Annotated in this window: 16 protein-coding genes; 11 read left to right on the top strand and 5 right to left on the bottom strand. The window is 68.2% G+C overall.

Annotated features, from left to right (window positions below; genetic code table 11):
- Nucleotides 1-68: 68 nt before the first annotated feature.
- From QHF85_RS03460 to QHF85_RS03450, 3 genes are all read left to right on the top strand, one after another.
- Complete coding sequence (locus tag QHF85_RS03460) at nt 69-2210, top strand: hypothetical protein (RefSeq protein WP_281325590.1); 2142 nt, start codon at nt 69-71, stop codon at nt 2208-2210.
- Between the two features lie 182 nt (nt 2211-2392).
- On the top strand, nt 2393-4009 hold the full coding sequence (locus tag QHF85_RS03455) for an N-acetylmuramoyl-L-alanine amidase (protein WP_281325589.1): 1617 nt from the start codon (nt 2393-2395) through the stop codon (nt 4007-4009).
- 414 nt (nt 4010-4423) lie between these two features.
- Nucleotides 4424-5362, top strand: coding sequence for a hypothetical protein (locus QHF85_RS03450; RefSeq protein ID WP_281325588.1), 939 nt, complete (start codon nt 4424-4426; stop codon nt 5360-5362).
- A gap of 49 nt (nt 5363-5411) precedes the next feature.
- Here the strand turns inward: QHF85_RS03450 and QHF85_RS03445 are convergent, their stop codons facing one another.
- Nucleotides 5412-5918 (bottom strand): hypothetical protein, encoded by a 507-nt coding sequence (locus QHF85_RS03445; protein ID WP_281325587.1) that lies wholly within the window; start codon nt 5916-5918, stop codon nt 5412-5414.
- Nucleotides 5919-6392: 474 nt separating this feature from the next.
- Here QHF85_RS03445 and QHF85_RS03440 point away from each other — a divergent pair, with 474 nt between their 5' ends.
- From QHF85_RS03440 to QHF85_RS03415, 6 genes are all read left to right on the top strand, one after another.
- Entirely contained in the window at nt 6393-8624 is a 2232-nt protein-coding gene (locus QHF85_RS03440) for an alkaline phosphatase PhoX (RefSeq protein ID WP_281325586.1), read from the top strand.
- Nucleotides 8621-10255: a hypothetical protein gene (locus tag QHF85_RS03435; protein ID WP_281325585.1), complete on the top strand. Its 1635-nt coding sequence runs from the start codon at nt 8621-8623 to the stop codon at nt 10253-10255. The genes QHF85_RS03440 and QHF85_RS03435 overlap by 4 nt, the downstream gene beginning before the upstream one ends.
- Before the next feature lie 21 nt (nt 10256-10276).
- Nucleotides 10277-11203, top strand: coding sequence for an SAM-dependent methyltransferase (locus tag QHF85_RS03430; protein ID WP_281325584.1), 927 nt, complete (start codon nt 10277-10279; stop codon nt 11201-11203).
- Between the two features lie 62 nt (nt 11204-11265).
- Nucleotides 11266-12510: a CHAT domain-containing protein gene (locus tag QHF85_RS03425; RefSeq protein ID WP_281325583.1), complete on the top strand. Its 1245-nt coding sequence runs from the start codon at nt 11266-11268 to the stop codon at nt 12508-12510.
- A gap of 242 nt (nt 12511-12752) precedes the next feature.
- A complete protein-coding gene (locus QHF85_RS03420; protein WP_281325582.1) occupies nt 12753-13232 on the top strand; it encodes a hypothetical protein in 480 nt (159 codons plus the stop codon).
- Nucleotides 13229-15280, top strand: a complete 2052-nt coding sequence (locus QHF85_RS03415; RefSeq protein ID WP_281325581.1) for a tetratricopeptide repeat protein — start codon at nt 13229-13231, stop codon at nt 15278-15280. The genes QHF85_RS03420 and QHF85_RS03415 overlap by 4 nt, the downstream gene beginning before the upstream one ends.
- 6 nt (nt 15281-15286) lie before the next feature.
- Here QHF85_RS03415 and QHF85_RS03410 read toward each other — a convergent pair whose 3' ends face one another.
- Nucleotides 15287-18667: a tetratricopeptide repeat protein gene (locus QHF85_RS03410; protein WP_281325580.1), complete on the bottom strand. Its 3381-nt coding sequence runs from the start codon at nt 18665-18667 to the stop codon at nt 15287-15289.
- A 248-nt stretch (nt 18668-18915) separates the two neighbouring features.
- Between QHF85_RS03410 and QHF85_RS03405 the strand changes: the two genes are divergently transcribed.
- Nucleotides 18916-20307 carry a hypothetical protein gene (locus QHF85_RS03405; protein WP_281325579.1) on the top strand — a complete coding sequence of 464 codons (1392 nt, stop codon included), beginning with the start codon at nt 18916-18918 and terminating at the stop codon, nt 20305-20307.
- 24 nt (nt 20308-20331) lie between these two features.
- Here the strand turns inward: QHF85_RS03405 and QHF85_RS03400 are convergent, their stop codons facing one another.
- The 3 genes from QHF85_RS03400 to btuE form a co-directional block, all read right to left on the bottom strand.
- On the bottom strand, nt 20332-21954 hold the full coding sequence (locus QHF85_RS03400) for a PAS domain-containing protein (RefSeq protein WP_281325578.1): 1623 nt from the start codon (nt 21952-21954) through the stop codon (nt 20332-20334).
- A gap of 235 nt (nt 21955-22189) precedes the next feature.
- On the bottom strand, nt 22190-23044 hold the full coding sequence (locus QHF85_RS03395; RefSeq protein ID WP_281325577.1) for an SDR family NAD(P)-dependent oxidoreductase: 855 nt from the start codon (nt 23042-23044) through the stop codon (nt 22190-22192).
- Nucleotides 23045-23081: 37 nt separating this feature from the next.
- Nucleotides 23082-23636: a glutathione peroxidase gene (gene btuE / locus QHF85_RS03390; protein WP_281325576.1), complete on the bottom strand. Its 555-nt coding sequence runs from the start codon at nt 23634-23636 to the stop codon at nt 23082-23084.
- Between the two features lie 161 nt (nt 23637-23797).
- Between btuE and QHF85_RS03385 the strand changes: the two genes are divergently transcribed.
- Nucleotides 23798-25552 (top strand): sigma 54-interacting transcriptional regulator, encoded by a 1755-nt coding sequence (locus tag QHF85_RS03385; protein WP_281325575.1) that lies wholly within the window; start codon nt 23798-23800, stop codon nt 25550-25552.
- Nucleotides 25553-25562 lie beyond the last annotated feature (10 nt).

Below are 25562 nucleotides of genomic sequence, written 5' to 3'. Positions count from 1 at the left end.
CCTCGCCATTCTCCTTTTGCCGAGATGGGGGCGTTCATGCTCTCATGTTCGCGGAGGAGATTTTTCGTATGGCGATGCGGCGTGCCCGTGGGGGGTTCTTCGGGGCCGGACTTTTGGCGCTCATCTCGTGCGGCGGCGCTGCCGTGCAGACGCCGCCCGAGCAGGGCGGGGCGAAATCCGACGGCCCGGTCGACGTGGCGGCGCCCGCGCCAGCCGCGACCGCCGCCGCGCCCGCCAAGGGCGCGGAGCTCGACCCGCCGCAGAAGATCGATTCGCTCCTCCGCCTCGTGCCACGCGACGCCGTGCTCGTGGCAAACGTGCCGCCGCCCGAGAAGGCGCTGGCCGCGATGGATCCGGCCCTCCGGGCGGGGCTGCTCTCGGAGCTCGCGGGCGGTCTCTCGGGCAAGCTCGGGCTCGACCCGGCGCTCGTCGCGGACCTCGTCAAATCGTTCGACGGCGCCGTCGTGTTCGCGGGACCGGCCACGCCGGGCGGTCGCCCCGAGCCGATGGACAGGTTTTGTTATGCGGCCCGAATGAACGACGGGGCGCTCGTGACGAAGGGGCTCGAGGCGCTCGGGGCGGAGAAAAAGGAGCGCGGTCTCTTCGTCGTCCGCTCGACGAAGGGCCTCGAAGTCCTGCACGGAGCGTGGATCGAAGGCCCGCGCACGCTCGTCGGATGCCTGCAAAAGGAGGACCTCCGCGGCGCGTTCGAGGTCGGCCATGGGCGCGCGCCGTCCGTCGAGGGATCGGCGCTGCTCGTCAAGGAGCGCGCGGGGGATCCGTTCATCGCGGTCGATTTGCATGGCCTCGGGGCCGGCACGAAATCGCCGCCCGAGCCGGGCTCGCGCCTCTTCGTCGCGCTCGTGGGACAATCGCAGGGGCTCGGGCTCGACCTGCGATTCTCGGGGTATGGGCCCGATTTCCCGGCGCTCGGCTCGGTGCTCGACGCGGCGCCGCAGGTGCTCATACCGAAGCTGCCGGAAGGCGCGCTTGCTGCCGTTGGGTTGTCGACGCAGCGTTCGTCCGGCAAAACCCTGGCGGACGTTCTGGGGGTGGTACTCGGGCGCTCGACATCGCCTGGTGACGCGCAAAGCTTGTTGAAGCGGGAGCTCGGTGACCTCGGGATCGAGCTCGCGGACTTCGAAAAGGCGCTCGGCGGTGAGGCCGTGATCGGATTGTACAAGGATCCGAAAAAACCATTCTCGATCGACGACGCGAGCGACGACCCTGCGAAGTACATGGCGGCGCTCGTGGTGATTGCGACCAAGGATGCGGACGCGCAGAAAAAGAGTTTTTCGAGTTTTCAGGCGGGCCTGAAGAGGGACAAGAGGTTCAAGGTCCAAGGGGATTCGTTCACGCGGGAGAAGGGCGACGGCTCGATCCTCCACGTCGAATCGCGGCCGGGGTTCATCCTCCTCGGGATGGGCAACAAACAGGTCGCGCTCGACGCCGTGCGGCGGTTCGGCAAGGACTCGAATACGCTGTCCACGAATCCGGCGTTCCTCACGGCGCGCGCGAAGGAAAAGGCGGCGTCGCACGCGCTGCTCTTCTTCGATCCGGCGCTCGCCCGGTCGATCGCCGATCCGACCTCGGGCGCGGCGCCCGGCACGCGGGTCGGGGGCGGATCGATGCTGTCGCTCGTGCTTTTCCCGAGCGATCGGGGGCTCGAGCTCGCCGCGACCGGGGACGGCGCCGCGGAGCTTTTGGGGATCGGCGCGGCGCTCGCGGTGAACGCCGTCAAGCAATACACGGCGCGCGCAAAAGCGTCGGAGGCCAGGAGCACGGTGAGCATGATGGCGCGCGCGGCCGTGGCGGCGTACGAGCGCGAGCAACTCGACGCCAAGGCGGTCACGCACAAGCTCTGCAAATCGACGACGCCGGTGCCGAACGTCGTGCCCCGGAACACGACGTATGTGCCTTCGGGCAAACCGGGGCAGGATTTCGAGCAGGGCGATGACACGTCGGGCTGGCGTTGCCTCAAGGTCTCGCTCGTGCAGCCCATCCGGTATCAGTACGAATACCGTGTGGGCGGGAACTACAAAGGCCCGAAGCGCGGCGGGCCCGATCCGGGCAAGGACGGGTTCGAAATCTCGGCCGAGGGTGACCTCGACGGGGACGGCAAGACGAGCCTGTTCACCATGACTGGAAAGATTCAAAATGGGACGGTAATCTTGTCCCCACAGACCTTCATAGCGGACGAGCTCGAATGACGTGATTTTCCGGCCTTACGCCACGCGTCATCATTGCTCCGGACAGACACGGCGCGCCAAGCGTTGACTCGCGCTTGCGCTCGGCGACCGTTCAACGTACGCCTCATTTTCGTACTTTGCCTCGGCATCGTGTTCCGAAGGCGCACACGATCCCACCCCGCAAACGAAGAAGGGTTCACGCCATGAGACGTCTGCTCTGCCTGCTGATGTTCGCGCCCGTGCTTTCCGCCTCCGCTCTCCTCTCCGGCTGCAGCGGCGAGGAAGGCACCGGCGAGGGGGACGCCACACAAATTCCTGGTGAAGCTGCCGGCAGCCATACCGCTGGTATGCACCCTTATCAGCCCCATTTCGACGCTGCCGCGAAGGAGTTCTCCGTACCGGCCCCGCTCCTCGTGGCGATCGGGTATACCGAGACGCAGCTTTATCACGTGCCCGGTGATACCTCCGAGTTCGATGGTGTCCCGGCTGCGTATGGCGTGATGGCATTGCGCGGCGAGGCGCTCACGAAAGGCGCGTCGCTCGCGGGCCTGAGCGAGGAGGAGGTCCAATCGGAGCCCGAGGCGAACATTCGCGCCGCGGCCGCGCTGCTCGACGCGTACGCCGAGGAGCTCGGGCTCGATCGCGCGGACATCGGGGCGTGGGCGCCCGCGGTGGCGGCGTACTTCAACCATCCGAGCCTCGACGCGCAGGCGCATTTCGTTCATGACGAGGTCTATCGCCACCTGCGCGAGGGCATCGCAGCGGCCGAGGACAGCGGGATCGGCGAGATCCTCGCGCCGAACCCCGACGCCACGCCGAAGTTCCCGAAGCCCCAGTTCGTGGGCAAGCCCGGGCCCGCGAACGCCGTTTATGCCGGCGCCGTGTGGCGTCCGGCGCCGTCGTCGAACTACACCGCGGGCCGCAGCGGGTACAAGGCCGAGCTGCTCGTCGTCCACACCTGCGCCGGCGGGTATTCGGGCTGCTGGGGCTGGCTCACGACGCCGTACCCGACGAACCCGTACAAGACGAGCGCGCATTACGTCGTCAACGAGAGCGGCAGCGAGATCTCGGCGCTCGTCGACGAGGCGAACACGGCGCACCACGTGGGCGCGAGCTGGAATGGCCTCCCCACGAATCCGCGCTCGGTCGGCATCGAGCACGGCGGGTATCCGTACGCGGGCGCGAATCAGTGGACCGAGGGCCAGGTCGCGGCGTCGGCGAAGCTCTCCTGCGACATCGTGAAGCGGCAGAACATCATCCGCGACCGGCAGCACATCATCGGCCATTACCAGCCCGATCCGGTGAACCGGGCGAACGACCCGGGGACGGATTTCCCCTGGGCCGATTACATGAACCGCATCAACACCTGCGTCGGCGGGGGCGCGGGCGGCGGCTCGACCATCACGGTCGACAGCAACAGCGCCAACAACAACAGCGCGGTGGCGCGCATCGTGGCGCCCTCGGCGAACTGGACCTCGTCCACCAACGTGGCCGGGTATTACGGCACGGGGTATTATGCCGCGCCCACGGAGGCGGTCTCCGACGGCGCGCATTTCGAGTTCTACCTGTCCGCGGCTGCTTCCAAGCAGGTCTACGCCTGGTGGACCTCGGCCTCGGACCGGTCGACGACGACGCCGTACGTGATCTTCGACGCGGCCGGGACGAAGCTCGGCACGGTGAACAAGAACCAGCAGACGGGCGGCGGCTCGTGGCAGCTCCTCGGCACGTACAATTTCACGGCCGGCTGGAACCGCATCACCGTCTCGCGCTGGACGACGACCGGTTATTACGTCATCGCCGACGCCGTGCAGATCCGCTGAAACCCTCTCCACGGCCCGCGGCGTCCCACGCGCCGCGGGCCCTCTCCAATACGCATGCCGCATTCTTCCCTGCCCCGTCTTTCCTGCCTCGCGCCCGCCCTCCTCGCCCTGCTCGCGGCGACGTCCTGCACGAAAAAAGAGAAAGAGCCGGACAATGCATCGCCGTCAAAATATGCAATGCCGGGAACCGGTACAAGCGCCGCACCGATTGAGGGAAAACCACCTGTCCTGACAACCGGTAACAAACCGGATGTCCCGACAACCAAGGACAAACCAATTCCGTCGGAATTGACGGAACAGGGGGGTGCGGGGCCGAAAAACTCGGCAGGAGACGAAATACCCCCCGAAGAGCGGCAAAAAATCGCGGAAAAAGTCGCGTTCATCTCGGAGCGTGATGGAAACCGCGAGATCTACGTGATCAGCGCCGATGGCAAAGCAGAAGAGCGGCTCACGAAGAGCCCGCACGCCGATTACAATGGCCCCGCCGCGCCGGACGGCAGCGCGCTGCTCGTGATCCGCGTCGAAGGAGAGGAAGGGCCGCAACAACTCCTGCTCCAACCCCTCGACGGAAGCCCCCCAAAACCCCTCGGACCCCTGGCAGGGCGCGTACGCTTCCCCACGTTTTCGCCGGACGGGCGCTTCGTCGTCTACGAGACGAACGGCGGGAAGGTGGATCCGGCACATTTCTCCGATCTTTACCGGGTGAACAGCGACGGCAGCGGCTTCAAGCGAATCACGAAGAACGACGAAGGGAACTTCGAGCCCGCGTTCTCCCCGAAAGGCGACGCGATCGTGTTCCTTTCGAGCCGCGACCGCGTGGCCGAGCTCTACCGCATGCGGCCCGACGGGAGCGATCCCGTCCGCCTGACGAATACGCCGCGCGACGAATGGGGCGCGCGGTATTCGCCCGACGGCAAGGTGCTCGTATTCGTGAGCGATCGCGAGGGCGCCGATCGCATATGGCTGATGCCGTCCGCCGGCGGCGAGGCGCGGCGCATGACGCAGATGCGGCCGGCGCCGCGGATCGTCGAGGACAAGCCGACCTGGTCGCCCACGGGCAAGCAAATCGCGTACGCGCTGCGCGCCCCCGAGGAGCCGTCCCGCGTGGGAATCGTCGCCATGGAGGACGGGAAAGAGACATTCGTGCGCGGGCCAGGGGGCGCGGGGCAAGTGACCGAGCCCGCGTGGTCGCCCGACGGGCGATACCTGGCCGTGACCGTGACCCGCGGGTCGGACCAGCAGATATGGATCGTGCGGGCCGATGGGAGCGGAATGACGAAGCTGACGAGCTCTCCCGGCGGGAACTGGAATCCGATCTGGATACCGCCCCGCAAAGGGAAAGGCGGCAAGTAGTTTGGTCCGGCCCGGCTGGGACCCGCTGCCCCGCGGCGCTCCCGAGCCATCAAGGCGGCGTGTGGCGGAAGTTGTACCGGCCCATGACGTAGTCGCGCAGCCTGTCCTGCCAGGTGTCCTCGTTCGACGGGTGCCAGTTGAGCTCGAGCGCGCTCGCCCAGCTCTCGACATCCCGTCGGAACCGGATGAGCAGAGTGTCTGAATAGATGTCGACGTCTTTGCGAGGGTTCACGTCCACCACCGGAAAATCCTCGGTGACGTTCGTGAATTGCCAGGTGCACGCGACCACGTCGGCGAGCGACGCCGCGGCGTGGGGGAAGTCGTCGACGTTCGCCTTTCTGAACACATAGAGCCGGCGGTTCGAGAGCGAGTAGGTATGGACGCTTTTGTCCCAGGGATCGGTGATGGTGAAGATCTGGAGCGGCGGGAAAGCGTCAGGATTCACCCTCCCCGCCCTGAGGTTGGCAATCACGGCGTCGAGGTGCGTGCCATCCGTGAACCTGGGAGAGATACTCGACTGCGTGAAGCCGATGTCGTGGATCGTGAACGCAATCATCGCCCGCTGGAGGACCCCGCGGCGCGCCGGGCGGGGCGCGGGGCCGGCGGGACCGGCCTTTTGCTGCAGTGCCTGCGCGGGGTGCGGCGCGGACGCAGGGAGGCGGGTGGCGGAGTGGGGCCTGCGCGCCGAGACATGCGGCTGAAGCCCGGCGGCTGCGTGCGGCCGCTTTGCCTGCACCACCGTGGCCGGGTGGGGCGGCCTCGCGCCACCCGGTCTTGCATTGCGCTCGTCATCGGACCCACTGCGCATGGTCGGACGCTAGGTGCACCCGCGTAGCTGGGCCAAGGAAATGGCACCCGTGGTTAGGTGTACGGCTGCGGGCTGACTTGACCGGGCTGGTTCAAATCGGGATACGTGGCTCTCACGGCGGGCGGCCTGATCCGCGAAACGGCTGGTGCCGAAGCTCGACAATGACAAGCTCTTCGGGCGCGCGCGCTCCGCATTCGCGAGCGCCGCCCGAGGAGACGTCGAATGACACGGAAAACGGGCCACGGGGTGCAGCGTCATTTCCAGGCTCTCGGGATTGCCGGCGTCCTGATCGCGGTCGCGTTCGTCGCATGCGAGGGCGGCGGCGAGGGTCCGGAGCGCTCCGCGGCGACGGCAGGCGTGCTCGGCGGGCGGCCGCTTTCGAGCGTCGTCGGATTCTCGTTCACGGACGACCTCGGGACGGGCGCGGGAGATCTCGCCCAATACGTGAGGACGCGCGTGGACCAGGTCGCGCGAGGCACGTTGCCGGAGGGCGTGGAATTCCCGCTTCCGAATGCGTCGACGGACGACGTGCGGGCGATCGCCGGGCTCTCGCCGAACGTGGTGGTGTCGTGGCTCGATCCGCTGACGTTCGATCGGAGCCCCGGAGCGCCGCGGTTCGGCGCGAACGACGATTACATTGCGTTCTTCGGTGATCGCTGGAACGACACGCCCGGCGATCCGCCGCAATGGCACGGCAGCGGCACGTCGGCGTGGCTCTGGGTGAACCACGAGTCGATCTCGAACGAGGCTCCGACGTCGACGACGGCGCCGACGGGCCAGCACGTCACGCTCGCAAAGTTCCTCGCGGCGGAGAAGGTGCTGACGAACGACGTGACGTCGAACCGGTGGGCGGATGCGGATCTCGCGACGTACGTGCGCGAGGCCAAGCGCCAGGTCGGAGGCTCGTGGTTTCACGTGACGCGGGATGCGGCCGGGAAATGGCACGTCGATCGCGACGCCGGAGCCGTTCGGTACGACGCGACGAGCAAGACGCTCGCGCGCCTTTCGGGGATCACGCCGCTCGGCGTCGATCACGACGACGAAGGCCACGCGCTGCCTCGGGGCGTCGTGAGCGGCATCATGGCCGATTGCTCGGGCGGGCAGACGCCGTGGGGAACTGTGATCACCGCGGAGGAGAACGTGCAGGACTTCCATGGCGACATGGAGGTGTTCTGGACGAGCGAGCAGAAGCTCGTCGTCGGCGCAGGCGCCGATCCCGGTGGGCCGATCACGTTCGACACGAAGCCGAGCCCGACGAGCACGTTCGGGATGTCGCCGGATGAAAATTCGCGCCACGCGAAGGATCTTTACGGGTACCTCGTGGAGATCGATCCAGGCAAAGCGCCCGACGAATACGAGGGGAAACACGCGCCGGGCGTGGGGCACAAGAAGCTCGGCGCGATGGGGCGCGCGCGGTGGGAGAACACGACGTTCGTGGTCGACGCGAGCTGGAAGCTTCTGCCGAACGAGCCGATCGTGATCTACGCGGGGGACGATCGGCGCGGCGGTCGCGTGTACAAGTTCGTGTCGAAGCACGTGTACACGCCCGGGATGTCGCGGGCCGCGACACGCGCGCTGCTCGACGAGGGGAAGGTCTACGCCGCGCACTTCGCCGGGCTCGACAACACGACGGGCGTGACGATGCTCGCGACGGGCGAGGCGCCGACGGAAGCGCAGCCGGGGATCGGGCAGTGGATCGAGCTCGGCACGGCGAGCACGGCGATCGCGCCGAACGCGGCCGCGCTCGGCGAGCCAGGCAAGACCGTGGGCGAGGCGCTCGCCGACATGGACTACAACGGGCTCGGCGGTTTTTCGAGCGACGACGACGTGCGCCGCGCGCTCTACACGGCGAGCGCGAAGGTCGGGATCATGGAGCTGAACCGGCCCGAGGACGTCGAGTACGACCCGCGTGATCCGAGCGGCACGCCGAGGATCTACGTGTCGTTCACGAACCACGGGCACAAGACGCAGCTCGATCAGGCGGGGAGGTTGATCGCTCCGGCCGCGCACGCGCTCGCCTCGGTGACGCGCCCCGACAGGGTCGGGAACGTCTTCGCCTTGCAGGAGGCGAACGCGATGAGCCCGGCGGCGTCGACGACGTTCGCGTTCTTCCGCGTCTGGGCCGGCACGAATGCTACGGGTCCGTACGATGCGTCGAACCCCGACAACATCCTGATCGATCGCGAGGGAGGCGTGTGGTTCGGCACGGACGGGAACTTCGCGACGAACGAACGAGCCGATGCGGTATACTTCCTCGACCTCGATCGCGCGCACGCCGCGGGCGCGCCCGGCGTCGCGTCGCCGACGTTCGGCAAGGCGTTCCGCATCGTGGCGCTGCCGAGCGACGCGGAGGCCACAGGGCCGGCGCTCGCGGCGGACATGCGCACGCTGTTCGTGAGCGTGCAGCACCCGGGCGAGCACGTGCCGAGCGTGTGGCCACACGGGGCGCGGTGAAGGCGCGAGAGGCCTCGTTCGCGCTCGCCTGCGGGCTCGTCCTGGCCCTCGTGGCGGCCTCCTGTGGGCAACACGAGGAGCGGGCCGCCGAGGGCCTCTACGACCCGCTCGCGCGCGCCCGCGAGGCGGCAGGGCGCGTGGAGAACCCCGAGGCCTCGGTGCCGCCGCTCTGTTACACGAAGACCGGCGGCGCCTCGAACCCGTGCTGGGTCTGCCACACGAGCGCGCACGGCCCGAACGTGCGCGCGGACGCGCATCTGCAGGAGGCGTACGCGTTCTCGGACGCAGCCCTCACGAACCACTACGAGAACCTGTTCGTCGATCGGAGCGCGGAGATCGCGCTGGTGCCCGACGAGGCGATCCTCGCCTACGTGCGCGAGGACAACTACACGCCGCTGCGGCGCGCGCTCGCGAACGCGCGCGGGTACGAAGGCTACGTGCCGGATCTCGATCTCGATCGCGGCTTCGACGACGAGGGGTTCGCGCGCGACGGGAGCGGCTTCCGCGCGCTGCGCTTCAAGCCGTTTCCCGGGACGTTCTGGCCGACGAACGGGAGCACGGACGACGTGTTCATCCGGTTGCCCGAAGCGTTTCGCACGGACGAGCACGGCGCGCCGTCACGCGCGATCTACAGGCTGAACCTGTCGTTGCTCGAAGCGGCGATCACGACGGATCCGGACGCGCCGGCGGATCGGATCGAACGCGCGATCGAGCCGGTGGACGAGCGTCTGCTCGGGGAGGACCTCGATGGCGACGGCGCGCTCGCCGCGGGCGTGACGCGCGTGCGGCGCTTGCCGCGCACGTATGCGGGCGGCGCGTCGGGCGAGCCGATCGAACGAGGGATCTATCCGCGCGGCGTGGAGTTTTTGCATTCGGTCCGCTACCTGGATCCGGACGCGCCGGGGTACGTCGCGCGGCGCATGAAGGAGCTCAGGTATTCACGCAAGGTGCTGAAGCTCGATCGATGGGCGCTGCTCCGGGCCTATGAAAAAGAGCAGGACGAGAAAGACGAGGGGCTCTTGCCCGTGTACACGGGGTCGGCGACGAGCGGGCTGCGCAATGCGTTCGGCTGGCAGTTGCAGGGCTTCATCGAGGACGCCGAGGGGCGGCTCCGGCTGTCGACCGACGAGGAGCACCGATTCTGCATGGGCTGCCATTCCGGCCTCGGGGTCACGGTCGATCAGACGTTCGCCTTCGCGCGCAAGGTGCCGGGCGCGGAGGGCTTTCGCGCGCAGGACCTGCGCGGCATGCCCGACGCGCCCGAGCTCGGACACGCGGAGCCCGAGGTGCTCACGTACCTGCGTCGCGTGGGCGGAGGCGACGAGCTGCGCGCGAACGACGAGATGCTCGCGCGCTTCTTCCCCGGCGGCGTCCTCGCGGCGTCCGAGCTGCGACGCGCGGCGCCCGGCGGCGATCGCGACCTCGCCTTCCTGCTCCTTCCCTCGCGCGAGCGCGCGCTCGCGCTCGACAAGGCGTATCGGGCGATCGTTCGAGGTCAAAGGTTCGATCTCGGCAGGGATGCGCTGCTCCGGCCCGCCGTGAACGTGCACCGGGCGATCGAGAACGGGTCGACGGACCTCGGCAAGGCGAACCGGATCTACACGGACGGGCGGCTGCGGCTCGATTGGTGAGGGTGCTATGCTCGGGACGTCATGTCCCACGAGCGCACGAGCCTGACGGCGAAGAAGATCGCACGCTTCCTGCTTCTGATCGACTCCGTGCCCCGATTCGCGGGCCTCTTGCCCGCGGATGCGGCGACCACGGCGGAGGCCATCCTGCGCGCCTCCGGGGCCATCCCGAGACGCGACATCGACATGATGCGCGCGCCGTGGACGCAGCGATTCTACGAGATGGCGGAGGTATTGACAGCCCGCGGGCAGCTCCTCTGGTTCGGGCTGCGAAAGCGGTGGATGGCGGACGCCGTGGAGGAAGCGATCGCGGCGGGAGCGACGCAGCTCCTGGTGGTGGGCGCGGGGTTCGATCCGCTGGCCACGATGGTCGCGCGGCGTCACCCGGAGGTGACGTGCGTGGAGGTCGACGCGCCGGCGACGGCCGGGCCGAAGCGCGCAGGCGTGCTGGGCGCGGGGCTCGAAAGGACGAACCTGCACCTCTGCGCGGCGGATCTGTCGAAGCGATCGCTCGGCGAGGTTTTGCGCGAGACGCCGTGGCGGAGCGACGCGCGGAGCGTGGTCGTGGCCGAGGGGCTGCTCATGTACCTGGACGCGAAGGACGTGAAGGCGTTTTTCCGGACCGTCCACGCGCACACGGGGAAAGGGAGCCGCGTGGCATTCTCGTACCTGAACGGAGACGACGCCGGGCGGCCGCGTCTCGGGACGCTGGATTGGCTGATCCGGACGTCGCTGCGATTGGCCGGGGAGCGGATGCGCTGGGGGATCCGGCCCGAGCGGCTTCCTGGATTCGTGGAGGAAGCAGGTTTTTCCTTGGTCGAGCACGTGGACATGGAAGCAATGCGAAAAAAATACCTCGCGCCGATCGGTTTGCCAGAGGAACCGCTGGCGCCGTACGAGTATCTGGCGCTGGTGGAGGTCTCGGCCCGCTCGACGGCCGTGCGTTCGTAGCCTGCTCGGACCGCTTCGCGTGCGACGCGCGGGCGTGGAGCGATGGCGACGACGGGATCGAAGTGCTTGCATCGCAGCGACCTCTTCGTGCAACCTCGACGAGGGCCTTGCGAGCGCACCTCCTGATCCTTTTCGTCAACGCGAACCCCGGCGGCGCCGCGCGCGTCCGGGCCGACCGGGAGATCCGGCAAATCCGGGCCCTCCTTCGCGGCGCGACGCATGCCTCCGCCTTCGAGATCGCGGAGAGGCACGCGGCGAGCCCCGAGGATCTGCGCCGCGCGCTCCTGGAGCTCGGGCCCGATGTCGTGCACTTCAGCGGCCACGGGAAGGACGGATCGCTTCTTTTCGAAGGCGAACAGGGCAAAAAGAGGCCCGTCGTCGCCGCGTCCTTCGTCGAGCTCCTGGCCCTCTCGAAAGAGCGGGTTCGCATCGTGATTCTCAACGCGTGCGGTTCGCGCGCACACGCGGAGGCTCTCGTCGAGCACATCGACTGCGCGATCGGGATGGCGGACGAAATCCCCGACAACGCCGCGATCGCATTTTCGAGTGCGTTCTACGAGGCCATCGCCTTCGGGCGCTCGCTACGGGAAGCCTTTGCGCTCGGAGAAAACGCAATCCACCTGGGCGGTTTTTCACGCAGCGGATCGCCCGTGATGTTCACGCGCGCGTCGGTCGATCCCGCGCAGATCGTCCTCGTCGCGCCCGTCGACCCTCGCTCGCGCGAGGAGCCCCCGCGGCCCAGCGATGGCCTCGAGAGCCGGCGCCCACGCCGAAAGGTGCCGCCTCTCGCGTTCGTCGCGCTCACCGCCGTGGCGATCGCCGCGACGGTCCAGGGCATTGCGCGATGGAAATCCCCTTCGCACACGACGCCCGCTCCTCCGACGACATTCTCGGGGACGCCCGTGGACGGTATCGTGCCCGAAACCCTCCTTCCTCGCAAAGACAGCGCCGCCGCGAGCGTGATGCCCATGCCGCCCCCACCCACCGAAGGGCGCCTCGACGAAAAGGCGCCCGCCGCTCGTCCGGCCGCACCGCCGCCCTCGATCGAGGTGTCGCCGAGGCCCCCAGCCACGGACGTCCGCGGCACGGCCCAATGCAAGGGGACGTCGTGCTCGCTGACGCGCGATCAAGGCGCGTTCGACAGCGATATCGTCGCTTGCCTGGATGCCGAGGTCGGCGGCGTGCCCGTTCGCTGTATGCCCCGAAGCCACGCGCGAGGGGCCCTCACGGTCCCGTGCGATCGGAGCGATATCGCGAGCGCAGTGCCGCTCGCGCCGGGAACGTATCGGTGGAGCGCGTGCAGGTGATCATGACGAGCCGGTCGATCCTCGTTTTTTGCGCCGCATGGCTCCTCGCATGCAGCTCCCCGCCACCGTGCCCCGCCTGCCCGAAAAGCCCAGCCTGCGAGCAGGCGCAGCCCATTCTCCGCGCAGACGAGGGGACCCTCTATGTCACCGGGCTCCCCGAGGGCTACATTCGCGGGGCGCTCCTCTACGTACTCTCGCCCGTCCCGGTGCCTGGGTCCACGGATCGGTCGACGATCGGAATCGTGAAAGGCGTGGACCGCCTGGGGACGACGCTCAAGGTCCACTGGTATTGCCGGCCCGAACGGAGCGTGGAGCGCGAGCTCATCGGGAATGGTTTGCCCGTGCTCGGCATCGGCGAGGACCGCGTGGCGCGCGTCGGTCGTTGCCTCGGCCATTACGAGCCACCACCCGGCGCGGCGTGGCGCGACGATGCGCCGACCGTGGAGCTGCGGCTCGACCTCGGCCAGGAGGACGGCGTCCAGCCCGGCGACCGCTACGAGGTGCTCGGCAGCCCCGTCGCGGACGGCCTCAATCGCATCGTGACCGGCTTCGAGCACCTCGGCGAGTGCATCGTGCAGCCCTACGAGATCCGGATCGGCTTCGCGCTCTGCAAGCTCGATCGAGGCGCATTCGTGCCCACGCGTGTTCACGCGGGGCCATGGAGCCGCGGGGGCCTCGTGCACCTCGTGCAACCGGAACCAGCGCCGCCGGCGAAGCCATGAAAAAATGGCTCGCGGTCGGGCTCGTGGCCCTCCTGGGTGCGACCTCTGGCTGCATGCAATCGACGCACGTACGAAGCGCGCCCGAGCCCCCCGCTTCCGCGCCGAATGCGCAAACGGCGCCGGCATTGCCGTCGTTCCGAAGGGCGGCGGACGGCGGCGGGTTCGTCGTGGGGCTGCCGAGCGGTCATGGGTGGGACGACGGTGATTGGGTGGCCCTTGGAATCCCCGGACCTGCGGGCGAACCGCTGACCCCTGTCGCGCTGGCCGTCGTCGCCGCGAGGCCCGATCGTCCTACCGATTTCGTGGTCGTCCGTGTCGTGTACAGAATGGACGCGCGGGCCCTCGACGGGATGCGGGCGAGAAAGCTCCCGCGCAGCGAGCGCCTGCACGTGGGGAAATTCCTCGCCTACGTGGGCGAGGGAGACCTCGCGCGCGTGAAGCTCGATCTCGGTTCGGAGGACGGCGTCGCGATGGACGAGGTCTACGAGGTCCTCTCGGCGCGTGACCGCCGGCCTATCGGGAGGCTACGCATCACGGAGGTGCTCGAACGGGAAGCCTGGGCCGCGCCAATGGGATTCGGGCTTCGCGAAGAGATGCGCCCAGGGCAACTCGCCGTCCACATCCCGCATGTGTTCAGTTTCGACGAACCCGAGCCTTGCACGGTCGTCGTCCTGGATTTCACGCCGACGAACCCGGAGAGCACGGAGGAGCCCGTCGCAGGGCAGAGCTTCGCCAAGGACCTCGCCGATGGAATCGCTCGCTCCGCGCGGGACGTTCCGATCACAGTACGCCATGCGTCGCGCGAGCATATCCCGCCGGGGCTCGACGAGGATGCGTGGCACGCGGCGGCGCGCGCCATCGGCCAGCGTTTTGGTGCGCAGATCGTCGTTTCGGGGACGATAGGCTCGACGACGGAGATGCGCGCTCGTCCTCGCTATACGCTGCGCGGGCCGCACCGATTGCATCGGAGCACGTTCGAGGGGTCGGAGGTGCTTGTGCCGCGCGACGCGGCGGGGTATCGCTTTCGTGGCGACGTGCCGACGGTCCCCGTCGCGCTCGCCGCGGCGCTCGTCGGCGACGCTGCATTTCAGGCGCAAGCGTACGAGTTCGCGGCGCTCGCCCTCGGTCGAGCTTTGGAAGAGACCGCGCTCGTCGACGAGGACGCCCTCGCCTTTCTCGATGCAATGGCGCACGCGCTCTTCTTTCGTGGGCGCCCGAAAGAGGCGCGCGAAGCCGCGCATCAACTCCTCCGACGCGCCAAAGCCGCGACCTCGACGGCCAAGGAGCTGCGCGCGCGTCGCCTGCTCGCTCGCCTCGACGCGCGCGAGGGGCGGGTGGGCGTCGCCCGGCGCGCATTCGAGGAGATACGCAAGCGTGCGGCATCGAGCGCGCCGCCGGAGGAGGTCGGTCACGCGCTCCATGCGCTGGCGTCGCTCGAGGCGCAGGCCGGAAACACGGCCGCCGCACGCTCGCTCCTCGACGAGGCAATCGCCCGCTTCGCGGAGGCCGGCGATATCAACGGGGGCACGTGGTGCCTCCGGGAGCTCGCGCGGCTTTCGACGTCACGTGTTGCGTCCAAGGACCTGCACGAGAAGGCGCTGCGTGGGTTTCGTCGAACGGCGGACGTACGCGGGGAGGCCGCGACGCTCGACGACCTCGGCGCCATCGCAGCAGAAGAGGGGCATCACGACGAAGCACGCAAACACCACGCGCGCTCGCGCGAGTTCGATGCGCATACGGGCGACGTGGAGGGGACGATTGCGTCGGCCGTGGGTTTGGCGCGGCTCGACGCGATGAGCGGACGACGGCAGGAGGCCCGCCATGCGCTGGAGAGTGCCCTCGAGCTCGCGAGGACGAGCATGCTCGTGGAGCAACGTGCTCGGATCGTCGAGGCGCTCGCCGAGCTCGATTGGGTGGAAGGTCAATCCGCGGAGGCGCGGCGGCGCTGGCAGGAGGCTTCCTCGACGTACCAGGAGCTCCAGATGCGCGTGGACGCGGCCCGCGTCCGCGAGCGCGTCGCCGTCGCGGGCCGATCTTCTACGAGGTAGATCGGTTCAGGGGGCACGCGACGCCGGCGCCGCCGCCGAGGGGCTCGACGCCTTGGCGGGGTTTGGTTTGGCCTGGCTCTTCGCGGCGGGCGGCACGTCGGCGATCGCAATGCCGAGCAGGCCTCCGTGCGCCTGAAAGGTGAGCCGCTGCGAACCGCGGATGGCCTCGACCGTGACGGTCTTCGCGGGGTCGGTGCTGGTCGCGAGGTCGCGGAGAACCTTGCCTTCATTCACCCGTGTCGATCCATAACGAAGGAGGATGTCGCCGGGCGCGAGTCCGAGTTTTTCCGCTTGGCCGCCGGGCTGCAACTCGCTGATGAGGATGCCGCCCCTGGCCGCGAGCTCGGGATGGGCTTTGCGGGCCTCGTGGACCTTTTGGACGAGCAAAAGCTCGGCGAGCCCTTCGTTCACCCGCTGCACCTCGGCTCCAATCTGGAGCTTCTGGAAGATGGCGAGCGCCTCGTTGAAACGCTGCTTGGCGAGCACGAAGTCTGCGTCATCGATATCGATGCGCGCGAGCATGTCCAGGATCTCCGCTTGCCGCACGGGAGCAGAGAGCGCCTTGGCTTTGCCGAGGAGACCGGCGAGGGCCGCGCGCGCGTCCTTGCTTCGCCCTTCGAGATGGTCGAGCCAGGCGAGGTTCTGTTCCGTTGCGAGGAGCTGGAGCTCGTACCCGACCCGCCGGTGGAGCTCGCGTGCCTGGACAAACAGCTTCCTGGCTTCGACGAGATTGCCTCGCCTGATCTCGGTCCGGGCGAGCGGATAGATCGTCGTCGCTTCGAGATCCATATTCCCGCAGCGTCGTGCCATCTCGAGAGCTCGCGTGTACATCATCGCCGCAGCGTCGAGATCTCCCTTGACGTCATACACCACGGCGAGCTGATGCAGAGAGGCCGCCTCGTCACCGGGAACCTTCATTCTGCGCTTCAGCGAGATGGCCCTCTGGGTGAGCTCCTCAGCCTCGTCGAGACGCCCCTGATGCATGGCGATGGCGCCCAGGCCATGAAGGTTCACGGCCTCGCCATGCAAATCGCCCATGCGGCGCGCTGACGAGAGCGCCTGCTCATAAAGTTTGCGCGCCTCCTCGATGCGCCCGGCATGCAGCTCCAACTCCGCGAGCGCGAAGATGGAGGCTCGTACGCCCATTTCGTCGCTCTCCTTTTGCTGCAGCTCGATGGCGCGGGCGAAAAGCGAGCGCGCCTTCTCGAAGTGCCCCTCCATTCTCTCCACACAAGCGAGGTTGTGCAGGACGGCCCCCTCGCTCAGAAACTTGTTGCCGTACCGACGCAGCTCGAGCGCACGCTCGAAGCGTTTCCGTGCATCCGCGGGACGGCCGACGACCAGATCCAGGTGCCCGAGGTTGTTCACGACCGACGCCTCGTGTCTCATGTTGCCGACGCGCCGTGCCTCCGCGAGGGCGAGCTCGAACAGCTGACGAGCCTGGTCCATCCGTCCAACATGTTGCTCGAGGTCCGCCTGGAGCGAAAGGGCCACAGCCGCATTCCCGGCATCACCGACGCGCTTCGTCATCGCAGCTGCCTGCTTTGCATATTCGAAAGCCTCGTCGATGTTTCCTTCGATCTTGCGTAACCTTGCAATGGTCACGAGCGCGAGGAAACCCGCGTCGTTCCTACCGTTGCCGTTCGCAGTGACGAGCGCTTTCTCCAGGTAGATGCGAGCGCGCTCCAGTTCGCCCTTGTCCATGGCAATATCACCCAGGCTGGCAAGAATGCATTGTTCACACGGGAGACTCTGTCCTCGGTGGCTCAGCTCGAGCGCTTGCGTATAAAACCTGACTGCCTCCTCCGTGTTGCCGCGGATTCGTTCGACATTGGCAATCTTTACTGCAATCGCGCTGTCCCAATCCACCTTGTCGATGTCATGCCAGGACGCTTGCCCCGCGTCGTACAGCGTCCGCGCCCTCTCGAAGTTACCTCGTTTTGCTTCCAGGTCCCCCAAGACCAGCTGCACGAACCCCTGCTCGTCGACGTCCTCGTTTGCAAGAGCCCATCGCCACACCGCGCCGAGCCGTCCCTGCGCGGCGTCGAGGTCCCCCTCCTCCAGGTCGATGCGCCCGAGCTCCGCGAGCGCCCTGTGCTTCCACCCCGCGTCGTTCATCGCTCTGGCGCGCGCCAACATTGCGTTTATGTGTTGCCTCGCCGCCACGCGCTGATCGAGGTCGAGCATCGAGAACGCGATCTCTCGCAAAGCCACAAGCTCGTCGTCCCCGACCAGGACCCCGCTCGCGAGCGCTCGGCCGAGCCACATGGCCGCGTCTTTCGACCGATGTGCGTAGAACGCCACCTCCCCCAACATCGCCGCCGCCAGCCCGAGAGGATCTTTCGCCGCGCTCTCTTCAAAGCGCAGGTCCTTCTCCATCCACACGTCCGCCCCGGCGTACCCGCGCTGCACGAACGCGCTCGGATGGACCACCGTATATCTCGGCTGCGCGCACGCCTTCTCCCGGCACCGCATCGCCCCCCACACGACGATGTCGACCCCGTTTCTCTTTCCGATCTGCCGCGCCGATTCGTGCGCCTCCTCCTCACCCGCGCCGAGCCGCACGCGCTCGCCCTGCGCATAACGCACCTCCATCGACGAACCGTCGGCCGCACGCGCCATCGCCTCGGCGAACTCCTTCGCGAACCCCGCGCCGAGCCTCGCCTCCTCCGGATCCGTCGTCACGTGCGGATCGAAATTCACGACGAGGATCCGGATCGGATCCGCGGTGCTCGACGCATACGGCACGAAGATCGCCGCCTGCTCCGGGCGGATCCCTTCCCGCGGGCCAAGCCCGATGACACGCGCGAAGGCATTCATGTCTTCCACCTGCGTGATCCGCAGCCGCCCGATCGACGCGTGATCCCTGTCGGAGAGGAGCTCGTACACGTCGCCCTCCATCACGCCGTCCTTTGCGCCGACGTCGAGCCTCACCTCGCCCGGACGAACCTCGAGCACGCGCCCGACGAACTTGCCGAGACGAACACGCTCGCTCTTCGGGATCTTCCGCGCCCGCGCGTCGTCGAGCGAACCGACGTCCGCCTGGTGGAGGATCTGCACAGTCACGAAATCCGCGTTCCCGCCGGGTACCTGCTTCACGACGCCAAACGCCGCCGGGATCGGCTCGTCGTACGCTTTCTTGTAGACCTCGAACATCACCCAATCGCCCTCCGCCCAGCCATGCCCGGACGGCAAGCCAATCACGGAGGGCTCTCCTCCCTCGGGAAAACAAAAGCTCGGTTTGCCAGGCTTCACGGCGCACCCCTCGGGCCGAGCGATCGGTCGAAGCGTCGGCTGCGCCGCCGCGCAGCCGAGCGACGCGGCCGAGAGCCACGCGCAAACAAGAACTCCCAGCAGCAGCAGCATCCAGCGATTGTGGCGATTCATGGTCACGATCCCTTCCGCGTAGAATGGCAGCTCGTCTTCATCGCCCCCGTCGACTCGTCCATCGGACGAACCCTGCGCAGGCTCCGCCATCACGATCTGAAATCCTATACGATTGTATGGATGTACATCAAGCCGGCTCACACGCGACGCTCGGATAAGGGTTGGGCAGAGGCGCTCCCCGGGGGCGCGCGCAGGCCCGATCGAGACAGGCCTCCCCTGCGCGTCGAAGCGGCTTATCATGGCGCGGCATGCCCCCGACGTACCCCCACGACAGGAAGCTGAAGAAAGCGCGAAAGACGTCCCACGGAGGACTCGACCCTGCGCGCTTCAAGCCAGTCCTGGAGTGGCTCGAGGGCAGGTGGTCGCAAGACGAACCGACGCTCGTCCACGAGCTCGACCCCGAAAGGCGTTCGTTCGAGAGCTGGCTGCTCGCGCTCGCGCAGGGCTTCGGCGACGCCGTCGTCACGCGCGACGGAGCCACGGCGCCCCCCGACGCCACGACGGTCACCGCAATTCGTCGGCAAACCGGGCTCTCCTCGCTCGCCGACCTCATGGCCTCCCGGGTGTGCGAGCTCGAATCGATCCATCTGCAGCTCATCGTCGCCTGGCTCTGGGCGAGAGGGCACACGGCCACCTCGAAGAGGCGCCTCCACGAGGTCCAGCAAATCACGGGGTACACGGATACGCAGATCAAAAACATCCTCCAGGAAGCCGAACCGGCGCGAATCTCGCTCGGGCGAATCACACGGCGCAGGGACCTGTGGCGATTGAGAGATTCGTGCCGGCTCGCGCTCGTTCACACCTCGAGCGACGAGGCTTCCGCCAGGGCGATCGACCAGGCGCTCCGGGCAAACGACGAGGCGCTCCCGCTCGTCACGTCATGCGTCGATCGAGCGAACGCGCTGGCAGACGCAATGAACATGGCTTCCGCGGGAGACTTTTTCCTGCTGCTATGGTCCCGCAGCGCCGCAATCGAATTGTCGAGCGGGACGTGGGTCCGTGAGGTCGCGGAGGCCGTCGCGCGGAGCCGCGTGTTCGTCGTGCTGGGCGAGCTCGACGGGGAGCCTGCACCGGAGGGGCTGTCCCCCCGGGCGATCGTGCCATTCCATGCATCGATGCGCGAGGGCGTCGATGCCATTCTGCGAATCTGGCGGTCGGATCGGAGCGCGGAGCTCGCCTCCGATCGTCGCGTCGCTCCCTCGCGCCACGCGCTGCACGACGAGCCGGACGGCACGACGATCTACGTCGCATCGACGCACGGCGAAATCGTCGTGCCCATGAGCGTGCACCTCGACGCGCCCGCGGGCGTCTACGTGACGCGGCTCGTGGAGACCTTGCGTCTGCCGTCGAGCTTCGAGATCCTGGGACGCACGACCCACGTGCTTCGTTACGCGTTCTTTCACGAGGGGCGAACCCTGAACGCGAAACGCTCGTTCGCCGCGCAGGGCGTGGGCCCAGGGAGCCTGCTGGAGCTCGGGTTCCATTACGAGGAGATTCGACCCGAGCGGTCGAAGATCGACGGCTACTTTCGCAGCATCGAGGATGACGAGGCGCGGCAGCAGCGCAAACGGCTCGCCACGGACATTCATGCAGCCGTGGACGCCGCGCTGGACGCCGCAGGGCTCGGCACGCCGCGCTGAGCCCGCGCGGCCCGGCGAAACGCGCTATCGCGCCGGCGCCTTCGGACGGGCGCGGCGGCCCGAGCGCCCGATGGCGTGCGCGACGCCTTGCTCCAGGGTGCTCACGGTCTTGATGCCGCGCATGTCGATCCCGATCTCCACGAGCGTCCGCGCCGCCGCCGGGCGCACGCCCGTCAGGACCACCTCCGCGCCGAGCAAGCCCGCCGCCTGCGCCGCCTGCACGAGGCCGAGCGCCACGCCCGTGTCCACCGTGCGAACGCCGGTGATGTCGAGGATCGCGACCTCGGCGCGGTGCGCGACGACGCCCTGGAGCAGCGCTTCGAGCACGAGCGCCGCCCGGCTTTCGTCGATGGCGCCGACGAGCGGCATGAGCACGACGCCCGGCGCAATCGGCAAGAGGGGCGTCGACAGCTCGCGCAAGGTCTCGCGTTGCGCCTCGATGATACGAACCTGAAACGTCGCCTGCTCGGCCTCGGCCCGCCGGAGGTCGGTGACGTCGGTGCCGATCGCGCAGATCGCAAAAGGTTTGCCGTTTGCGTCGAACAGCGGGAACTTGGACCCGAGAAAGACGCGCGGGCCCATTTTCGTGGGGATCTGCACTTCGAGCTGGATCGGAACGCCCCCGTCGAGGACCCTCTGGTCATCCGCACGATTCCTCGCGACGACGTCGGGCGGATAAATCTCGGAGTCCAGCTTGCCGATGGCGAAGTTCGGTTCGAGGCCGAGCCCTTCGTCGAAGCCGCGGTTCGTCAAGGTATAACGGCTTTCGACATCCTTGACGAAGAGGAAGATGGGCGCATTGGTGATGACCGCGTGCAGCATCGCCTCGCTGCGCCCGCGTGCCTCGCGGTCCCGCTTCTGCTCGGTGATGTCGTTGCCGCTGGCCACCACCGCGACCGGTCGTCCCCCGCCGTCGAGCAGGCGCCCGACGTTCCATTGCAAGATGCGTACGGTGCCGTCCCGGGACGTGACCGGGTTCTCGAAGCCGCGCGTCTCCTCGCCCCCGAGCACCTTGCGCATGTCGACCGCGACGGCGGCCTGCGCCTCGGGCGGGACGAACATCTCGACGTAGTTTTTCCCGAGGATCTCGTCCCTCGACCAGCCGTAGACGTGCTCGGCTTCGGTGTTCCACTCGAGAATGGTGTGGTCCTCGCCGAGGATCACGACGACGCTCTTGACGGCGTTGACGAGGCTGCGAAAACGCGCCTCACCGTCGCAACGAACGGCGGCGGTGGCGGTGACAGCGCACCGCGCGAGGGCGCACGCCGCGTCCTCGAAGACGGCGAGCAGCCTGTCGAGCGGGTCGGTGGTGGTCGCGGCCTCGCCCCGCGGCGCCTGCCACGCGCGGAGCACGCGCTGAAAATGACGCCTGACCACCGAGAGCGCGCGGAGCACCTCGTCGACCGGCGCTCCGCGATGCCCGAGGTCCACCGCCGCCGCCGTGACACGCTCGGTCGCCCCCTCGTCCCCGACGAGCGCGGCGATCGTCGCGCCCACGACGGCCTCGGACCAGAGAGCGACCTCCGCCGTCGTCGCCTTGCCAAGGGACGCGACGTCGGACGTGGTGTCACCGGCAATCGAAAGCGCCAAGTCGCGCGCATGGCCGTCGAGAAACGCGCGATACGTGGTCGACGAAGGATCGCTCATCCCGCACTCCTCTGTCCGCTTGCGATGGGGGGACACCACGACACATCACCCATCCAGGGGCGTCAAGCGCCTGACGAACGAGAACAGGAGAAACCGCAACGATGGCAAGCCGTCCGCGTCCGCTGCAATACGCCGACGGGACCGCTTGTACCGACCTCGTCGACGCGACCTCGAAGGCCGGGCCCAGGACGGCGGCCGTCGAGCCTCGACGCGCGATGCGAACGACGATACCGAGCTATTTCTTCGTCGACGCGAAGGCCTTGAATGCCTCGGCGTGGTCCGGGTGCCACCGAGAGAGCGGCGGGCGGTTCTCGACGATATCGCCGGCCGCCCAGAGAATGCGGCGCTCGTCGAGCGAGCGCGGCACCTCGTTGTCGGGGCAGAGAATGTAGAAATCATTCGCGGCCACGCGCTCCATCATGAAGTCGACGGTCTGCTCCGGCGTCCACGCGCCCGCGGGTTTTTCCGTGCGACCGGACGCGGTGAGCTCGGTGAAGACGAACCCAGGGATGAGCAAATGCGCCCGGAGCTGGCAGCCCGGGGTGTTGCGGAGCTCGTGCTCGAGCGCCTCGGTATAGGCCTTCACGCCCGCCTTCGAGACGTTGTAGGCCGGGTTTCCAGGCGGCGTGGTGATGCCTTGTTTCGAGCCGGTGTTGATCACGAGGCCAGGCTGCCCACGTTCGAGCATCCGCGGCACGAACACCTGCGTGCCGTGGATGACGCCCCAGAGGTTCACGTCGAGCGTCCGCGCCCAGCTCTCCGCAGGTCCGAGCACGGTGCTCCGAGGCCCGATGCCGGCGTTGTTCATGAGGATGTCCGTCCCGCCAAACCGATCGGCCACGGCGACTTCGAGCGCGACGAGCGCCTCGACGCGGCCGACGTCGGTCTCGGAGGTCATCACGTCAGCGTCGCCGCCCCTCGCCACGGAGGCGATCGCCTCACGCGCCCGCGCGAGGCGATCGGCGCCGAGGTCGGCGATGCAGACACGGAGGCCGAGCGACGCGAGCTTCTTCGCCGCTGCGAGCCCGATACCCGAGGCGCCGCCCGTGACGACGGCGACGGCGCCCTGTGCGAAAGCGGGGTGGTTCATGACGAGGCTTCTCCTGCGATGAGAATCGGGGTTGATTTCACGCCTGCGCGAGCGCGCGCTCGATCGACGTCACGAGGAGCTCGGCGTCGGGCGCGACGTCGGGCGAAAACCGTTCGATGACCTCGCCGTTGCGATCGACGAGGAATTTTTCGAAGTTCCACAGGATCTCGTGCGGCGCGCCCGGGTCGATGCCATACCCGATGAGCTTCGCGCGAAAATCACTGCCCGGCAGCGCGCGCGCCTCGGGTTTGGCCGACGTGAGCGCGCCATAAAGCGGGTGCTGGCCCTCGCCCTTGACGACGATCTTGGAGAAGAGCGGGAAGGTGACGTCGTACGAGGTGGAGCAAAACGACTGGATCTCGGCGTCCGTCCCGGGCTCCTGCGCGCCGAACTCGTTCGCGGGGAAGCCGAGGACCTCGAAGCCCTGGTCCTTGTACTTGCGATAAAGGGCCTCGAGCCCCTTGTACTGCGGCGTGAGCCCGCACCGCGAGGCGACGTTGACGACGAGGCGAACCTTGCCGGTATACGCGCCGAGCGAGGAGGGCCGGCCATCGATGCTGTTGACGGGGATCCGTTCGAGGGAAGTTGTCATACCGTGGCATTACCCGTCACGAGCGCGTGGAGCAAATGGGTTCGCGGCGATACAGCGCTCGCGTCCCTGCCGGACGCTCCGCGTCCGCAAAAGACGCCACGCGCCACGCTCGTTCCGCCTGGACCTCCCCCCCGGTCTTCTGCTCTCCTTCGGATCCCACCGTGCCCCGTGACGAGAGCCTCATTTCGCTCGTACCCCGCCTCGTCGCGGCCACGTATTTCGAAGAAGCCGCCACGGCCGTCCTGCAGGCGATGTTCGCCTGCGCCGAAGAGGCGCTCAACGGTGGTTTGTACACAAACCGCGCGCGGCTCCTCCGCGGCGTCGTCCACCTCCGCCCCGAAGGCAACTATCAGCGTCTTTTCGGCATCGACCGCCCGAGCGGCGCGCGGATCGAAGGCACCGGCTACCTGACGTCCGGCACCGTCTGGAGCTGGATCGAAAGGCACCGCTGCTCGGTCTCGATCGACGTCCAGCGCGCTTCGATCCGCTCCTGGCTACCGGATGGGGCGATCGAGCACCGCGACGAGTCAGAAGCGGCCGGTTTGCCCGGCGACGCGACGCGCGAACGGATGCTCGGTCGCGACGCGACCCACGTGCACGTCGTGCCGCTGCGCGCGCCCGGGGGCAGCGTCGACGGCATGATCACGCTGGAGGTGAGCTCGAGGGCCGCCATCGGCCGGGAGATCGGCTGGGCGGGCTGCTACGAGGAGCTCGAGATCCTCGCCAGCATCGCCGGGGCCTTCATCGCCGCCCGTGCACTGCCGCTGCGTCCTGACATGCCCGCGGGCGCGGACGAGTTCCTGCCGGTCGTCGGGCAGAGCACCGCGCACCTCGTCGAGCTGCTTCGCGCGTTCGCCCCGCGCGACGACACCATCCTGATCAGCGGCCCGACCGGCGCCGGCAAATCCAGGCTCGCCCGCTTCTGCCACGAGCACTCGCAGCGCCGCGGGCAGCGCTTCGAGGCGCTCGACGTCCTCGGGATCCCCGAGGATCTGCAGATGGCCGAGCTCTTCGGCTGGAAGCGCGGCGCCTTCACCGGCGCGATCAAGGACAACCCGGGCGCGATCGCACGCGCCGCGAAGGGCACGCTCTTCATCGACGAGATCGACAAGCTCTCGCTCAAGGCCCAGGCGGGGCTCTTGCGCTTCATCGAGGAGCGCGCCTATCGGTCGCTCGGCGACGACGCCGTGGGGGAGCGGCGCGCCGACGTGCGCCTCCTCGTCGGCACGAACGCCGATTTGCGCGCCGCCGTGCGCGCCGGGCGCTTCCGCGAGGACCTGTACTACCGCATCAACGTGCTGCCGGTGCGGCTGCTCCCGCTCGCCGAGCGGCTCGACGAGCTGCCGCGCTGGGCCGAGTACATGCTGAGCCGGCGCCACCAGGAGGCCGGCGGCGCGGGCGCGGCGCGCTTCGAGCCCGACGCCATGAAGCTGCTCGCGTCCGCGCCGTGGCCGGGCAACCTGCGGCAGCTCGACAACATCGTCCGGCGCGCCTACGCGCTCCTGCTCGCCGGGCAGAGCAGCGCGGACGGCGATCTGGTGGTCCAGCGGCGCCACGTCGAGCGCGCGCTCACCTTCGATGGGGACGCCGAGCCGAGCACGCTGGGCAACCTGCTCTGGCGGGCGGCGCTCACCTTCGTGAACGAAGCCGAGCGACGCCGAGGCGGCGGCGGCGCGGCGCTCTCGCTGGAGCTCGCGGAAGCGTACCGAGGCCTGGTCCTCGCCGCCGCGGTGCACCGCATGGGCAACCGTGACGAGGCCTTCACGCTGCTCGGCCAGGAGCCGCTGCTCAAGAACCGCAACCACCACCGGGCGCTGCGGCGCGAGCTCTCGCGGGTGCGCGAGCTCTTGCGCCTGCTCGAAGGGGACGTCGATCCGGATCTCCAGGCGGTGCTCGACGCCGACGAGGAGGCTTGAAGCAAGGCAG

This window comes from Polyangium sp. 6x1 (assembly GCF_029946515.1).
GTDB lineage: Bacteria > Myxococcota_A > Polyangia > Polyangiales > Polyangiaceae > Polyangium.
The sequence above is the reverse complement of the archived record's forward strand: the minus strand, read 5'-3'. Positions and strand labels throughout refer to the sequence as shown.

Coding starts and splice junctions, on each gene's coding strand:
- QHF85_RS03415 (WP_281325581.1), top strand. CDS start 13,229: ATGAAAAAATGGCTCGCGGTCGGGCTCGTGGCCCTCCTGGGTGCGACC.
- QHF85_RS03445 (WP_281325587.1), bottom strand. CDS start 5,918: ATGATTGCGTTCACGATCCACGACATCGGCTTCACGCAGTCGAGTATC.
- QHF85_RS03395 (WP_281325577.1), bottom strand. CDS start 23,044: ATGAACCACCCCGCTTTCGCACAGGGCGCCGTCGCCGTCGTCACGGGC.
- QHF85_RS03455 (WP_281325589.1), top strand. CDS start 2,393: ATGAGACGTCTGCTCTGCCTGCTGATGTTCGCGCCCGTGCTTTCCGCC.
- QHF85_RS03400 (WP_281325578.1), bottom strand. CDS start 21,954: ATGAGCGATCCTTCGTCGACCACGTATCGCGCGTTTCTCGACGGCCAT.
- QHF85_RS03410 (WP_281325580.1), bottom strand. CDS start 18,667: ATGAATCGCCACAATCGCTGGATGCTGCTGCTGCTGGGAGTTCTTGTT.
- QHF85_RS03430 (WP_281325584.1), top strand. CDS start 10,277: ATGTCCCACGAGCGCACGAGCCTGACGGCGAAGAAGATCGCACGCTTC.
- QHF85_RS03440 (WP_281325586.1), top strand. CDS start 6,393: ATGACACGGAAAACGGGCCACGGGGTGCAGCGTCATTTCCAGGCTCTC.
- btuE (WP_281325576.1), bottom strand. CDS start 23,636: ATGACAACTTCCCTCGAACGGATCCCCGTCAACAGCATCGATGGCCGG.
- QHF85_RS03405 (WP_281325579.1), top strand. CDS start 18,916: ATGCCCCCGACGTACCCCCACGACAGGAAGCTGAAGAAAGCGCGAAAG.
- QHF85_RS03460 (WP_281325590.1), top strand. CDS start 69: ATGGCGATGCGGCGTGCCCGTGGGGGGTTCTTCGGGGCCGGACTTTTG.